This is a genomic window from Dorea sp. YH-dor226 (assembly GCF_039832105.1).
In the GTDB taxonomy this organism is placed as follows: Bacteria; Bacillota; Clostridia; order Lachnospirales; family Lachnospiraceae; genus Dorea_A.
The window spans coordinates 42268-58484 of sequence record NZ_JBDOHS010000007.1 but is presented as its reverse complement, the minus strand read 5'-3'; the positions used below and the strand labels follow the sequence as shown (position 1 = coordinate 58484).

11 protein-coding genes are annotated in these 16217 nt (G+C 43.9%); all 11 read left to right on the top strand.

The window, feature by feature from the left end:
• The first annotated feature begins 28 nt into the window (after positions 1-28).
• The 11 genes from ABE547_RS07665 to ABE547_RS07615 all read left to right on the top strand — a co-directional run bounded on the left by ABE547_RS07665 (position 29) and on the right by ABE547_RS07615 (position 16216).
• Positions 29-1306, top strand: a complete 1278-nt coding sequence (locus ABE547_RS07665) for a chloride channel protein (RefSeq protein WP_347378224.1) — start codon at positions 29-31, stop codon at positions 1304-1306.
• Between the two features lie 149 nt (positions 1307-1455).
• Complete coding sequence (locus ABE547_RS07660) at positions 1456-2625, top strand: hypothetical protein (RefSeq protein WP_347378223.1); 1170 nt, start codon at positions 1456-1458, stop codon at positions 2623-2625.
• 23 nt (positions 2626-2648) lie between these two features.
• Positions 2649-4082, top strand: coding sequence for a deoxyguanosinetriphosphate triphosphohydrolase (locus ABE547_RS07655; protein WP_347378222.1), 1434 nt, complete (start codon positions 2649-2651; stop codon positions 4080-4082).
• A 74-nt stretch (positions 4083-4156) separates the two neighbouring features.
• A complete protein-coding gene (locus ABE547_RS07650; RefSeq protein ID WP_347378221.1) occupies positions 4157-5032 on the top strand; it encodes a DUF6128 domain-containing protein in 876 nt (291 codons plus the stop codon).
• Between the two features lie 10 nt (positions 5033-5042).
• Positions 5043-5540: a tRNA adenosine(34) deaminase TadA gene (gene tadA / locus ABE547_RS07645; protein ID WP_347378220.1), complete on the top strand. Its 498-nt coding sequence runs from the start codon at positions 5043-5045 to the stop codon at positions 5538-5540.
• Positions 5527-6450, top strand: coding sequence for a cysteine synthase A (gene cysK / locus ABE547_RS07640; RefSeq protein WP_347378219.1), 924 nt, complete (start codon positions 5527-5529; stop codon positions 6448-6450). The genes tadA and cysK overlap by 14 nt, the downstream gene beginning before the upstream one ends.
• 26 nt (positions 6451-6476) lie before the next feature.
• Complete coding sequence (locus ABE547_RS07635; RefSeq protein WP_347378218.1) at positions 6477-7889, top strand: D-alanyl-D-alanine carboxypeptidase family protein; 1413 nt, start codon at positions 6477-6479, stop codon at positions 7887-7889.
• A gap of 128 nt (positions 7890-8017) precedes the next feature.
• Positions 8018-8947: a DDE-type integrase/transposase/recombinase gene (locus tag ABE547_RS07630; RefSeq protein ID WP_347378217.1), complete on the top strand. Its 930-nt coding sequence runs from the start codon at positions 8018-8020 to the stop codon at positions 8945-8947.
• 594 nt (positions 8948-9541) lie between these two features.
• Positions 9542-12709, top strand: a complete 3168-nt coding sequence (ileS, locus tag ABE547_RS07625) for an isoleucine--tRNA ligase (protein WP_347378216.1) — start codon at positions 9542-9544, stop codon at positions 12707-12709.
• Positions 12710-12772: 63 nt separating this feature from the next.
• Positions 12773-15250, top strand: a complete 2478-nt coding sequence (locus tag ABE547_RS07620; RefSeq protein ID WP_347378215.1) for a glycogen/starch/alpha-glucan phosphorylase — start codon at positions 12773-12775, stop codon at positions 15248-15250.
• Positions 15251-15313: 63 nt separating this feature from the next.
• Positions 15314-16216 (top strand): SpoIID/LytB domain-containing protein, encoded by a 903-nt coding sequence (locus ABE547_RS07615; RefSeq protein WP_347378214.1) that lies wholly within the window; start codon positions 15314-15316, stop codon positions 16214-16216.
• Position 16217: the final 1 nt, after the last annotated feature.

The window sequence follows — 16217 nt, the reverse complement described above, 5'->3', positions numbered from 1 at the left end:
ATTTAGTTATAGAAGGAATGAATGAGCGATGGAAAACATGACAGATAAGATTTTACATATGCTGCAGGCATGGAAAATACTGATTGGAACACTGATAAAGTGGATGATTTTTTCGGTAGTCATAGGAGGGGGGATCGGAACGATTGCCAGTCTGTTTGCCCATGTTATTACATGGGTAACAGAATTTCGTATTATGAATCCATGGATGATCTTCGGTCTGCCGGTGGGTGGACTTCTGATTGTCTTTTTGTATAAGATAACAGGGCAGGGAAAGAATTCAGGAACGAATATGGTGCTTCTGGTAGTGCGCTCCGGCGAAGAGGCAGTACCGGGGAGAATTGCGCCGTTGATACTGCTGTCTACGGCAATTACGCATCTGTTCGGAGGATCTTCCGGACGAGAAGGAGCGGCTCTTCAGTTTGGTGCGAGTCTGGGAGGATGGCTCGGAAGAATTCTGCATCTGAATGAAAGTGACAAAAAGATTGTAATGCTCGCCGGGATGAGTGCGGCATTTGCTGCTCTGTTTGGGACACCGATGGCTGCTGCGATATTCCCAATGGAAGTGATCAGTGTAGGCGTCATGTATTATGCCGCACTTGTGCCATGTATGTTTTCTGCATTTATTGCACAGCAGATCTCTGTTCTGCTGAAAGTTCGGACACTGACGTCTCCGTATCCGGTTGAAAACGTACCGAAGTTTTATAGTACTGCGGGGATAAAGGCCATTCTTCTTGCGGTAGCTTTTGCATTTGCAGGAGCAGTATTTTGTGTGCTTCTCCACTGGTTTGAGGAACGCCTGAAGGAGTGGTTTGTTAATCCGTATATCCGTGTTGTTGCCGGAGGTGTAGCGGTGATCGTGCTGTATCTGATTGTAGGGACGGATGCATATCTTGGACTGGGAGGCGATATCATCGCCGGAAGTTTTGACAAACCGGCAGGTATCGAGATGTTTCTTCTTAAGATCCTGTTTACATGCCTGACTCTGTGTGCGGGATTCAAAGGCGGTGAGATTGTTCCGTCCCTGTTTATCGGTGCAACACTTGGTTCCGCGTTATCTGTTTTCCTGGGACTTCCGACAGATATCTGTGCCGCATGTGGGATGGTGGGCGTGTTCTGTGCAGTGACGAACAGTCCGATCAGTTCACTTCTCATTGCATTTGAATTATTTGGATTTGCCGGAATGCCGTTTTTCTGTATTGTAATATCCGTCAGTTATCTGCTTTCCGGATACCAGAGTCTGTATAAAGAACAGAAGATCATGTATTCAAAGACTGAAAATAAATATATTGACAGGCATACTTCTTAAGGGGAGAAAAGTTATGGCTCTGGTTGACTGGTTTTTTACTATTTGTTAGAATAATAGATGGGAAAAAGATAGGTTTAAGAAGAAACGAAAAAGTTTACAAAAGAATAAACCTGATGAGGGAGTATATAATTGAATAAGGAGGATGAACAATGCTGGATTTGACATTTGGTGAACAGGTCAAGATTATCTTAAGCCGTAAAGGCATGACAATTAAGGAACTCGCAGAACAGATTGAAAAAAGTACGGGAAAGAAAATGTCCCGTCAGAATCTGACACAGAGACTGGGCAGAGATAATTTTCAAGAGCAGGATATGCGTATGATTGCAGGAATTCTGGGATGTTCTTTTCGTTTAACGATTCTGGACGATGATACTCCGACTGAAAAAAAGGAGAAGGCGCCTTCCGTTCACGGAGCGCAGAAAGTGGCAGAAAAGCCGGAGCCGGAGATACATGAAGCGGAAACAGAAGTGTATGAGACAGCACCGGAGAGAGACATTACAGTCGGAGAACTGGTAGACATGTATGAAGGCGGATACGAAGAGATTTCACAGGATTTCGAAGAAGAAGCAGTGATTCCGATACAGGAAGAGAATGGATATGCTGCGGAGAATGAAAATGACAGATATGACATAGAGAATGGACAGCCGCTATCAACAGTCGGGAATGACGCGGAAGAGTCATATGCGGAAGAAGCGTATGAAGAGGATATCCTGCAGGAAGAGGAAATGCAGGAGGAAGCTCCGCAGGCGACAGTAGAAGAAGTGCTGGAGGAGATTGCTGCGATTGAGGCAGAGAATCAGAAGCCGGAACCAAAACCGGAGGAAAAGAAGCCGCACGGCTGGAGATCGTATTTTATGCGTCGGAAAAAACCGGAAGAGACAGTCGTGGAAAAAGCAGAGAAGCAGCCGGAAAAGGAACAGCCGGAAAGAGAACCGGCTGCAGAGGAGCAGACAGAGGATGTAGTTCTGCAGAAAACGGAAGTACAGCAGAGTGAAGAACCGGAATATGCAGACGTGACAGAGACGGAAATGACCGGAGCCGAACCAGAAGCGATACCGGGAGCGATGGATGAAGAAGTGCAGGAGGAACTGCCGGTATACGAGGAGGATCCGAATGTCGGAGAAAGGAATCCATATACCGGAAAAGAGTACGAATCTAACAGTGTCAGAATGCATCCGACAAGAATCGGCTACGTGCAGGTATATGACAGAGAGAACCATCAGTGGACAGATATGACAGAATGGGCATTCCTTGGATATCAGGAGCGAAAGAAAGCGCTTCTTGGAAAGGATTATGAACCGCCGATCTATCTGGATTAGATAAAAGAAAAGAGTGAGAACGGGTGAACTGGGAGCAACTATTGTCGACAAAACGGAATAGAGAGAGTACGAATCGGAGTCGATATTCGAAGAATACAGATCTTCGAAGTGAATTTGAAAAAGATTACCATAGAATTATAGGAAGCGCTTCCTTTCGGCGTCTTCAGGATAAAACGCAGGTGTTTCCGCTGGATAAGAGTGATTTTATCCGCACACGACTGACACATTCTCTGGAGGTATCTTCCTTTGCAAAATCGCTCGGACAGAATATCGGAGAAAATATACTGGTATATAAGAAAGACCCTGGTTTCACTCCGCAGATGAAAGAGGACATCTGCAGTATCCTGCAATGTGCAGGGCTCATTCATGATATCGGGAATCCTCCGTTTGGACATTATGGGGAGGAGATTATCAGGGAATGGTTTGAGAAGAATCTTTCGTTAATGGAATATCATGGAAAGCCGGTTGATCAGGTTTTAAAACCGCAGATGCGGGAGGATTTTTACCATTTTGAAGGAAATGCGCAGGCGCTGCGTCTGGTGACGAAGCTGCATTTTCTGGTGGATGAAAGTGGTATGAATCTAACGTATGCACTGCTGAATACAATTATCAAATATCCGGTTGCATCGACAGAGATCAGACCGGATTCTGACGATATCAAAGAAAGAAAGATGGGATATTACTTTGCCGATCAGGATATCTTCCGGGAAATTGTCACGACGACAGGGGCCGGACGAAACCGGCATCCGCTTACATTTATTCTGGAAGCGGCCGATGATATTGCATATAAGACGGCAGATATTGAAGATGCGTTTGTGAAGGGCTTTTTAAGTTATCATAAGCTTCTGGAGGAACTTGCAGAGATTCAGAAAAAGGAAGAAAAATTGTATGGTGGGAATGGTGGATTCCGTCCGGCAGACAAGATGGAAGAATTGTATCGCAGAGGCCGCCAGATCAGAGTGGAAGATCCGGAAGAGTATGCGGTGAAAAACTGGATTGTCAAAGTTCAGGGATTTTTGATTGGATGTGCCACATATGGGTTTACTTCTCATTATAACGAGATTATGAGGGGAGAATATCGAAAGGATCTCTTTTTCGGCACATATGCGCAGGAGCTGATGGAACTTCTGGGCGATCTGGCATATCGTGAAGTGTTCATCTCAGAACCGATCTATCGTATGGAAGTCACAGAAGCGGTAATGCTGGATTATCTGATGGATCGATTTATGGCAGCAGTTATAAAGTATGATGACGAGACACAGAAGTTAAATTCGATTGATGAAAGAATGGTATCTTTTATATCCAGTAATTATAAAAAAGCGTACCATTATCATGCAAGAGGAAGATCTGAAGATTACAGATTGTATTTAAGAATTCTTCTGGCGACGGATTATATCTGTGGAATGACGGACAGTTATGCAAAAAGACTGTATCAGGAGCTGAAGGCAATTTTGTAAATGAATTCTGAAAAGGTATAAATTGACATTCCCGGGAATAGATTGTGATAAAGCCCAGGAATGGAAGTGAAGGATTGCAGAGATTTATTCGCTATCTGTATGAATATGAGCAGGCGAGAAGGCTTCGCAATGTAGGATTTGTTAAAGTAGAACAGGAAGATGAGGTGTGCACCGTTCACATTCACGGGAAGGGATTCCGCATGAAGGGAGAACAAAGGCTGGAAGTATCATTGTTTTACCTGGATGGTGAAGAGTGCGTGGGAATATGGCAGGGGACCGTAGAAAATATGAATCCTGCCATTAATTATCAGCTTCGATACACCCGGGAAGATACGGGTGTGCCGGAGAATTTTGAGCGGATTGACGGAATTCTTCTGGAAGATGTGGATGGACGGAGGTATGCAGCGGTCTGGGATGACCGGCCGGTGAATCCCGGGCGCATGCGTTTTTTTAAGCCGGTTTTACCACAGCCGGAAGAGCCGGTTCCGCCGTTCCCCGAGAACACGCCGGAGGAGATCACGGATCTGGATGACATGGAAAAGGCGGAACCATCTCAACAGCCTTTACACGATGCCGTGTCGGAAGATACAGATCTTTGGGGGATGGATTGTCCGTATAGGTGTACAAAAATGCAGAGGCAGGATCTGGCGAAGCTTCCGCGATGTGAATGGAAGCTGGCGAATAATCGATTTTTGCTTCATGGATACTATAATTATCACCATGTAGTATTGATAGATGATGGAAATGAGCTCAGACTGGGAGTTCCGGGGATCTATCATCCACAGGAAGCCAGAGCCGCAGAAGCATTTGGATTTCCAGAGTTTATTGAAGTAGAGAATATCGAGATAGATCGAAGCAAAGAGGAAGAACATGCGGACGAAAGGTTCGGATACTGGTGCAGAAAAGTACGGGGTGCGTGTCGTCGAACCACAAAGGTGGATTCGGAATGAGGAAATGTAGATGCATAATATTGATGAAAAATATATGAAAGAAGCGATCAGACAGGCGAAAAAAGCATATGCGATCGGAGAGGTTCCGATCGGATGTGTGATTGTCTATCAGGGAAAGATTATCGGACGTGGATATAATCGCAGAACGATTGATAAAAATACGCTGGCGCATGCGGAGCTGATTGCAATTAAAAAGGCGAGTAAAAAGATGGATGACTGGAGGCTGGAAGAGTGTACGATGTATGTTACACTGGAACCATGTCAGATGTGTTCCGGTGCGATCGTGCAATCACGGATGACCAGAGTCGTAGTGGGGTGTATGAATCCTAAAGCGGGATGTGCCGGGTCTATTTTAAATCTTCTCGATATGCCGGAATTTAACCATCAGGTAGAGCTGACGACCGGAGTTTTGGAAGAAGAGTGCAGTCAGATGATGAAGTCATTTTTCAAAGAGCTCAGAGAAGCAAAAAAACAAAAGAAAAAGGAGAAAGAAAATGATTTACAATAATATACTGGAAGCAGTGGGCAATACACCGATGGTTCGTCTGAATCATATGACAGGAGAAGAATGTGCAGAGATTCTGGTAAAATTCGAGGCAGTCAACGTCGGAGGATCAATCAAGACAAGAACTGCACTTCAGATGATAGAAGCGGCAGAAAAGGAAGGAAAGATCAACAGGGATACGATCATAGTAGAACCGACCAGCGGAAACCAGGGCATCGGTCTTGCACTGATCGGCGCAGTAAAAGGATATAAAACGGTGATTATCATGCCGGATTCTGTCAGTGAAGAGCGCCGGAAGTTGGTACAGAATTATGGGGCAGAAGTGATCGTCATCCATGACAGGGGAAATATCGGAGACTGTATTGAGGAATGTATGCAGACTGCTCTTCGAATGCAGAAAGAAGATCCGCATGTGTTTGTGCCGCAGCAATTTGAAAATGTTGCAAATGTAGAGGCTCACAGGCTGCAGACCGGCAGAGAGATTCTGGAACAGGTGAATGGACCGATCGATGGTTTTTGTTCCGGAATCGGAACCGGAGGAACCATTACCGGAATCGGTGAGGCGCTGAGGGAGAAAAATCCGGATATTGAGATCTGGGCGGCGGAGCCGGAACGTGCAGCAATTCTGTCCGGGCATCCGGTGGGAAGTCATTTGCAGATGGGGATTGGAGACGGCGTTATTCCAAAGATACTGAATCAGAACATTTATGATGATATCTGTATCGTTACGGATGAAGAGGCATTAGAAGTGTCCAGAAAACTGGCAAAATGTGAGGGACTGATGTGTGGAATCTCCAGTGGAACCAATGTAGCTGCGGCAATCAGGCTGGCGAAGAAGCTGGGAAGAGGAAAGCGCGTGGTAACGATACTTCCGGATACAGCAGAGCGGTATTTTTCTACACCATTGTTTTAATGTCAGACTGGAACGGAGGATAAAGGATGAGAGTATGCAGGCGTTTGGCTGCGGCGTTTTTAGTAACGGTATTGTGTATAAGTGTGGGGATAACTGCATATGCCGAGCCGGAGCAGACGGAAGAAGAAGCAGCAGAGGAGCAGGAAAGGCAACTGCAGGAACAGGTATACAATATGCCGGTTCAGTCTAATGAATGGACGAACTGGCCAAAAGGTCCGGGAACCTATGGTGAGGCTGCGATTGTAATGGAAGTCGGAACGGGTGCAATTCTGTATGCAAAAAATGTCGATGAGCATGAATACCCGGCAAGTATAACCAAAGTATTGACGGCATTGATTGCCCTGGAAAACGGACAATTTTCTGATAATGTTACATTCTCCCATGATTGTGTGGCTTTTATGAAACCGGGAGATTCTTCGGTAGGTTTGAAAGAAGGAAATGTAATATCGCTGGAACAGGCATTGTATGCGACCCTGCTTGCATCGGCTAATGAAGCGGCTTATGCGGTAGGAGAAAATGTCGGGAAAAATGCAGGACAGGATTATAACTGGTTTATAGAACAGATGAATCAAAGGTGTCAGGAATTGGGAGGCATGAACTCTCATTTTGCAAATACGAATGGATTACACGACCCGGAGCATTATACCTGTGCACGGGACATGGCGTTAATTGGCAGAGAATTATTTAATCATCCGGAATTTTTTACAATTGTGCAGACATTAAATTATGTGATTCCGGAATCCGAGACAACAGAAGAGCATGTGTTTCAGCAAAAGCATAAGATGTTGATTCCCGGAAATACCAATTATTATGAATGTGCGATTGGAGGAAAAACCGGTTACACATCCGATGCTCTGGCTACGCTGATTACGATGGCGGATAATGGAAGTATGCAGCTGGTATGTGTGGTGCTCCGGACGCATGGCGCCAATATCTATCCGGATACCCGTAACCTTTTTGAATATGCATTTCAGAATTTCCACAAAGTCAGTATAGCAGAAAATGAAAAATCAGAAGATATACAGGAAATCCTTACAGATAGAAACGACGGATATGTAGTCCTGCCCGATGGTGTAGAATTTGAAGATCTGGAAATGCAGATGATTGCCGATGATACCATATCGGCAGAAGACGAAACGACTTTAGAATATACGTATGAAGGAAACGTGGTAGGGACTGCAAGAGCAAAATTGAGTGAATCATATCTGGAGCGTGTAAAAGCAGATATCGGCAAGACCGAAACAGAAAGTAATGAGCCGGATGATCAGAAAACGGAAAAAGCAAAGAACTGGAAAACATATATAATAGAGATATTAGAGAAAATAAAGGATAAGTTTCAACAAAAGACAATGGTAGAAAAAGGAATAATTATAGGAGCAGCGGGACTTCTTGCTGTTCTGGTTATAAGCCTTATTGTCATGCTGGTGAAAAGAAAATAACAAAAAAGAAATGTGGAAAATGTTGGGATACAATAGATAGGTAACAAATAAAAAACAAGGATTCACTTCGATATGATATATTGGAATTGACTAGAAACCAATAATCTAAACGAAGGGAGAATCCTTGTATGCCAAGTTTATCACACCCAAAATATCATCGTCAACGTATTGTTAAATATGCACAGAAACATTCTATAACAGAAACGGCAATCCGTTACCGTGTGAGCCGTAAAACGGTTTATAAATGGATTTCACGGTACGACGGAACCATAGCAAGCCTGGAGGATCGAAGTCACAGACCCAAGACTTCTCCAAGAAGTCATACGGAACAGGAGCTTCGCCAAATCCGGCGTCGACTGAAAAAATACAAATGGACAGATCTGCTTCTGGCATATCAGGATTTAATAGAGAAAGATGGATATACCAGAAGCTATGGAGGTTTCAAACGAGTTGTAAGGCGTTTAAAGGCTTTAAAACCAGACAAAAGGAAGAAAAAGAAACGCAAACTGAAACCGTATCAACGAGCCGATTATCCAGGACAAAAAATACAGATAGATGTAAAATATGTGCCATCTTACTGTGTGACAGATGGAAGAAAGTATTACCAGTATACGGCGGTAGATGAGTGTAGCAGATGGACATACCGAGAGATGTATGACGAGCATAGTACCTATAGTTCCAAAGATTTTTTGATCAAACTAATACAGCATGCACCGTTTCCGATTCGAGAAGTTCAGACGGATAATGGATGTGAATTCACAAATCGGCTGTTGGTGATTAAGAGCAAACATCTCACCATGTTTGAGAAAGCGTTGGAGGAACTGGGAATCTTATATCATCGGATCCAGATAGCAACCCCAAGACATAATGGGAAAGTGGAGAGACAGCATCGTCAGGATGAAGCACGGTTTTATAAGCAAATGCGGATGTATAATCTAGAAGATGGACGAAAACAGCTTGCAGTATATCAGAAGAAATCAAACAACTATATAAAAACGTGTTTAGGAATGAGAAGTCCGAATACCGTTGTAAGAATATATCAAAATGTTATGTTTTAGAATAGCCAAGGGCGACAGCAAAGAGTGCTGCCGCCGTGAACCAGTATATCATAAAGGATAATGTCAAGGTCAGGTAGTATTCTCTTCGAGAATCTCCACCTTTCCCTTGACATTATCTTAGGGGTGAAGTGTTACCAATCATTGACACCTATACAAATAACAAAAAAGAAATGTGGAAAACCTCTTGACGTTTTCCACATTTCCTGATTATAATAGTACGGTAAAAAACGCTGACGAAGACAGTAGGGTATATCTGAAAGATACAGCGAATCGGGGATGGTGGAAGCCTGATGCAAGTAAGATACATCTGAATATCACTTCCGAGTTGCAGTTGTTGAAAGATTTCGGGAGAAATTTAGTAAATGCTGACGGGATTCCTCCGTTACAGGAACGCATATGATAGTATGTTAGGTGGTTTATAAACGTAAGCGTTAGCTTTCGTCCTATGCAGGACGGAAGCTTTTTTTGTTCCTTACTTTCTGTGGAAAATGTGGATAAGGGCATTGGGGACAGGCGATTTTAAAAAAGGGACAGGGGATTTTTAATTTGGGACGGAGGATTTTTAAAAATCCTCCGTCCCCGGAGGAGGTAGCTATGTATAAGAAGGTTTCTACAGACTTGAATTTTGTGGACAGAGAGAAAGCAACTGAGAAGTTCTGGGAAGAAAACCAGATCTTTGAAAAGAGTATGCGTGATCGTGAAGGCAACGAGATGTATATGTTCTATGACGGCCCGCCGACTGCCAACGGCAAGCCGCACATCGGCCATGTTCTGACACGTGTTATTAAGGATATGATTCCAAGATATCGTACCATGAAAGGATACGAGGTTCCTCGTAAAGCCGGATGGGATACACACGGTCTTCCGGTTGAGCTTGAGGTCGAGAAGGCACTTGGCCTTGACGGCAAGGATCAGATTGAAGAGTATGGTCTTGAGCCATTCATCAAGAAATGTAAAGAAAGTGTATGGAAATACAAAGGAATGTGGGAGGACTTCTCCGGTACAGTCGGATTCTGGGCTGACATGGAGAACCCATACGTTACTTATGACAACAACTTTATCGAGTCTGAATGGTGGGCGCTGAAACAGATCTGGGACAAAGGTCTTCTTTACAAAGGCTTCAAGATCGTTCCATATTGCCCGCGCTGTGGTACACCATTGTCAGCACAGGAAGTTGCGCAGGGATATAAAGATGTAAAAGAACGTTCTGCGATCGTTCGTTTTAAAGTAATCGGCGAAGATGCATATTTCCTTGCATGGACCACCACGCCATGGACACTGCCGTCCAATATCGGTCTTTGTGTAAACCCGGATGAGGAATATGCAAAAGTAAAAGCTGCAGATGGCTACACATATTATATGGCAACCGCTCTTCTGGATACTGTACTTGGAAAACTTGCGGGAAAAGCAGAAGATGGGGCAGCAGAGGCACCGGCTTATGAGATTCTTGAGACTTACCTTGGAAAAGACCTCGAGTACAAAGAATATGAGCCACTGTACCAGTGTGCATATGACTGTGCAGAAAAACAGCATAAGAAAGCTTTCTTTATTACCTGTGATTCTTACGTAACACTGACCGATGGTACCGGTGTTGTACACATCGCACCTGCATTTGGTGAGGACGATGCAAAAGTAGGACGCAAGTATGATATGCCGTTCGTACAGCTGGTTGATGAAAAAGGAAATATGGGAGAGACCACTCCATTTGCCGGATTATTTGTAAAAAAAGCAGATCCGGAGGTTCTGAAGGATCTGGAAGCAAGAGGGCTGCTCTTCGAAGCACCGAACTTCGAGCACAGCTATCCGCACTGCTGGAGATGTGATACTCCGCTGATTTATTACGCACGCGAGTCCTGGTTTATCAAGATGACGGATGTCAAAGATGACCTGATCGCCAATAACAATACCATCAACTGGATTCCGGAAAGCATCGGTAAGGGACGTTTCGGCGACTGGCTGGAAAATGTTCAGGACTGGGGCATCAGCCGTAACCGTTACTGGGGAACTCCGTTAAATATCTGGGAGTGTGAATGTGGACATCAGCATTCCATCGGAAGTATTGAAGAGCTGAAGTCCATGTCCGATAATTGTCCGGATGATATTGAACTTCATCGTCCATATATTGATGCAGTTACGATCAAATGTCCGATCTGCGGCAAAGAGATGCACCGTGTGCCGGAAGTAATCGACTGCTGGTTTGACAGTGGTTCCATGCCATTTGCACAGCACCACTATCCATTTGAGAATCAGGAATTATTCGAGAAGCAGTTCCCGGCAGACTTTATCTCCGAGGCGGTAGACCAGACACGTGGATGGTTCTATTCCCTGCTTGCAATCTCTACCCTGATCTTCAATAAAGCACCATATAAGAACGTTATCGTTCTTGGACATGTACAGGATGAAAATGGACAGAAGATGAGTAAGTCCAAGGGAAATGCAGTAGATCCTTTTGATGCACTGGAAAAATACGGTGCAGATGCGATCCGTTGGTATTTCTATGTCAACAGTGCTCCGTGGCTGCCGAATCGTTTCCACGGAAAAGCAGTTACTGAAGGACAGAGAAAATTCATGGGAACTCTGTGGAATACTTATGCATTCTTCGTATTGTATGCAAATATTGATGAATTTGATGCAACAAAATATGCATTAGAATATGACAAATTATCTGTTATGGATAAATGGCTTCTTTCCAAGCTCAACTCTGCGATCAAGGCAGTGGACAATAACCTTGAAAACTACAGAATTCCGGAAGCAGCAAGAGCGCTTCAGGACTTCGTAGATGATATGAGTAACTGGTATGTAAGAAGAAGCCGTGAACGTTTCTGGGCAAAAGGGATGGAGCAGGATAAGATCAATGCTTATATGACGCTGTATACTGCACTGGTTGAGATCAGTAAGGCAGCGGCTCCGATGATTCCATTTATGACAGAAGACATCTACCAGAACCTGGTAAGAAGCATTGACAAAGATGCTCCGGAGAGTATCCACCTGTGTGACTTCCCGGTGGTAAATGAAGCATACATCGACAAAGAGCTTGAGGCGAACATGGATAATGTCCTGAAACTGGTTGTTATGGGTCGTGCCTGCAGAAATACTGCAAATATCAAGAACCGTCAGCCGATTGGACAGATGTATGTGAAAGCTGATTTTGAGGTTCCGGAGTTCTATCAGGACATTGTAAGAGACGAATTGAACGTAAAAACTGTAACATTTACACAAGAAGTTCGTGATTTCACCTCTTATTCTTTTAAACCTCAGCTAAAGACAGTCGGACCAAAATATGGTAAAATGTTAGGCGGTATTAAGGCAGCGCTTGCAGAAATTGACGGAAATGCAGCCATGGATGAATTGAATGCCACGGAAGCACTGAAGTTTGTGATAAGTGGTCAGGAGGTCGTATTATCACGTGAAGATCTGCTGATTGAAACTGCGCAGATGCCGGGCTTTGTATCTGAAAATGATAACGGCATTACGGTTGTTCTGGATACCAATCTGTCCGAAGAGCTTCTGGAGGAAGGATTTGTACGCGAGATCATCAGTAAAGTACAGACCATGCGTAAAGAAGCCGGATTTGAAGTGATGGATAAGATTGCAATTACTTATGCCGGAACGGAAAAGGCAGAGAAAGTATTTGCTGATAATGCGGATACGGTAGCAGAGGAAACTCTTGCACTTGCCGTAACAAAAGCTGAACCGACCGGTTATGTGAAGGAATGGAAAATCAATGGGGAGAAAGTAATCCTCGGGGTGGAAAAACAATAGTTACAGTTCAGACTGAAGCTGGGAGATTCCTGCCCGAACCCCACATATGGAGGGAGATAGGACATGAACAATCCAAGATTTGAAAAAGACGCATTTAAAAAAGAAGTAAGAAATAATGTAAAAACTTTGTTCCGTAAAGAAGTAGAGGAGGCTACACCTCAGCAGTTGTTTCAGGCAGTTTCTTATGCTGTAAAAGAAGCAATTATTGATGACTGGCTTGCAACACAGAAGCAGTATGAGAAAGATGATCCAAAGACAGTCTATTATATGTCCATGGAATTTCTGATGGGAAGAGCGCTTGGAAATAACCTGATCAATATGACTGCTTATAAAGAAGTAAAAGAAGCGCTGGATGAGATGGGAATCGATCTGAATGCAATTGAGGATCAGGAACCGGATCCGGCACTCGGAAACGGCGGTCTGGGACGTCTGGCCGCATGTTTCCTGGATTCTCTTGCAACACTCGGTTATTCTGCTTACGGATGTGGTATCCGCTATCGTTATGGTATGTTCAAGCAGAAAATCAAAAACGGATATCAGGTTGAGACACCGGATAACTGGCTGAAATACGGCAACCCGTTTGAACTTAAGAGACCGGAATATGCAAAAGAAGTCCGTTTTGGCGGTAATATCCGTGTGGAATATGATGAGACAGGAAAGACGCATTTTGTTCAGGAAAATTATGAGTCTGTAATGGCAATTCCGTATGATTATCCGATCGTAGGTTACAATAACCATGTAGTAAATACCCTGCGTATCTGGGATGCGGAAGCAATCGTGAATTTCCAGCTGGAGTCATTTGACCGCGGAGACTATCACAAGGCAGTGGAACAGGAAAATCTTGCAAAGAATATCGTAGAAGTTCTGTATCCGAATGATAATCATTATGCAGGAAAAGAACTGAGACTGAAACAGCAGTATTTCTTTGTGTCTGCAAGTATTCAGGCAGCGATTGCAAGATATAAGAGAAAACATGACGATATTCATAAACTTCCGGAGAAGGTAACCTTCCAGATGAACGACACACATCCAACAGTAGCAGTAGCAGAGTTGATGCGTATCCTTCTGGATGAGGAGAACCTTGGCTGGGATGAAGCATGGGAGATCACAACGAAGACCTGTGCATATACGAACCACACGATTATGGCAGAAGCATTGGAAAAATGGCCGATCGACCTGTTCTCCAGACTGCTTCCTCGTATTTACCAGATCATCCAGGAGATTGACCGTCGTTTTGTGAACCAGGTACGTGCAATGTATCCGGGAAATGAAGAAAAGGTAAAAAGCATGGCAATACTCAGAGACGGACAGGTAAAGATGGCACACCTTGCGATTGTAGCCGGCTATTCTGTGAATGGTGTTGCAAGACTTCATACAGAGATTTTGAAAAATCAGGAACTGAAAGATTTCTATCAGATGATGCCTGAGAAATTCAACAATAAAACGAATGGTATTACGCAGAGACGTTTCCTGATGCACGGCAATCCACTTCTCGCTGACTGGGTAACAGAAAAGCTTGGAACTGATGAATGGGCAACAGATCTGTCTCTGATGTCCGCTCTGAAAAAATATGCGGATGACGAAGAAGCCAGAAAAGAGTTTATGAGCATCAAATTCAAGAACAAAGAACGCCTGGCAAAATACATTCTGGAGCACAATGGCGTAGAAGTAGATCCGAGATCTATATTCGATGTCCAGGTAAAACGTCTCCATGAGTACAAGCGTCAGCTGCTGAATATCCTGCACGTAATGTATCTGTACAATCAGATCAAAGAACATCCGGAGAAGAATTTCTTCCCGAGAACCTTCATCTTTGGTGCAAAGGCATCTGCAGGTTATATCCGTGCAAAACAGATCATCAAACTGATCAACTCTGTTGCAGAGGTGGTAAATAATGACCGCAGCATCAACGGAAAACTGAAAGTTGTATTCATCGAAGATTACCGCGTATCTAATGCAGAGTGGATCTTTGCGGCAGCAGATGTCAGTGAACAGATTTCTACAGCGTCTAAGGAAGCATCCGGTACCGGTAATATGAAGTTCATGCTGAATGGTGCACCGACACTGGGAACCATGGACGGAGCAAACGTTGAGATTGTAGAAGAAGTAGGAATGGAAAATGCATTTATCTTCGGACTGAGCTCTGACGAAGTTATCAATTACGAGCAGAACGGTGGATATAATCCATACGATATCTACAACAATGATCCGGATGTACGCCGCGTAGTAAATCAGCTGGTGGACGGAACCTATGCAAACGGGGATTCAGAAATGTATCGCGATCTGTATAATTCACTTCTGAACACCAAGGGCGGCAGCCGCGCAGATATGTATTTTATTCTGAAAGATTTCCGTTCTTATGCAGAAGCACAGCAGAGAGTGGAAGAAGCATACAGAGACAAAGACAGATGGGCAAGAATGGCACTTCTCAATACTGCATGCTGCGGAAAATTCTCTTCTGACAGAACGATTCGTGAATATGTGGATGACATCTGGCATCTGGAGTCGGTGTCCATTGATGAGGAAGAGATGGAATACTAGAATGGATAACAAAATGGTATAAAATGAAAAGCCTTTCCATACAGTGTATGGGAGGGCTTTTTTATGCGGCAGAGATTAAAAAAATGGGGATGTTATACGATTATCATCGTGCTCCTTCCGTATGTGGTTACGGTGTTTTTGAATGGACCGGGGATAGAGGCATCATCGCACGTTGATCAGACCTGTGTGAAGGTGCGGATTTCGACTGAGGATGAGGAAGAGACAGGGATTGTCAGAATGCCGATCGCAGAGTACTGTATCGGCGTGCTTGCCAGAGAGATTCCGGCCGATTATGAGAAAGAAGCACTCAAAGCACAGGCAATTCTGGTCCGGACCGACGTATATAAGAAGATTAAAGAATCCGGAAGCAATACGATTCTGGAAGGACCGTTCTGGACACAGAAAAAGATGGAGCAGGCGTGGGGAATTCAATATTCAAAAAATTATCATAAGCTAGAACAGATATGGGAAGAAACAGAAGGACAGGTTCTCATGTACAATGAAGAGCTGGCTTATACACCATTTTTCCGGTTAAGTAACGGATGTACCAGAGATGGTGCAGAAGCGCTGGGAAGCGAAGCTTATCCATATCTGAAAATCGTGGATTGCCAGGCGGATATAGAATCTGAAGAACAGATACAGACATTGGTAACAGATGATATGGATGCAGAAGTGACAGCGGTGGACAGCGCAGGATATGTAACCAATGTAAGGGTAGGGCAGGAGAACATAAGCGGAGAAGAATTTCGAAAAAACTATCATTTGCAATCCGGATGCTTTACGCTGCAGCGTTATAATGGAAAAATGAGGATTACGACCCGGGGAATCGGACATGGTATAGGAATGAGTCAGTACAGTGCCAATCAAATGGCGGAAAGTGGGAAAAAATATCAGGAAATATTAAATTATTTTTTTGAAGGAACGGAAATAAAAGAAGTTGCGGAAATATTACTGGAAGCAGAATAAG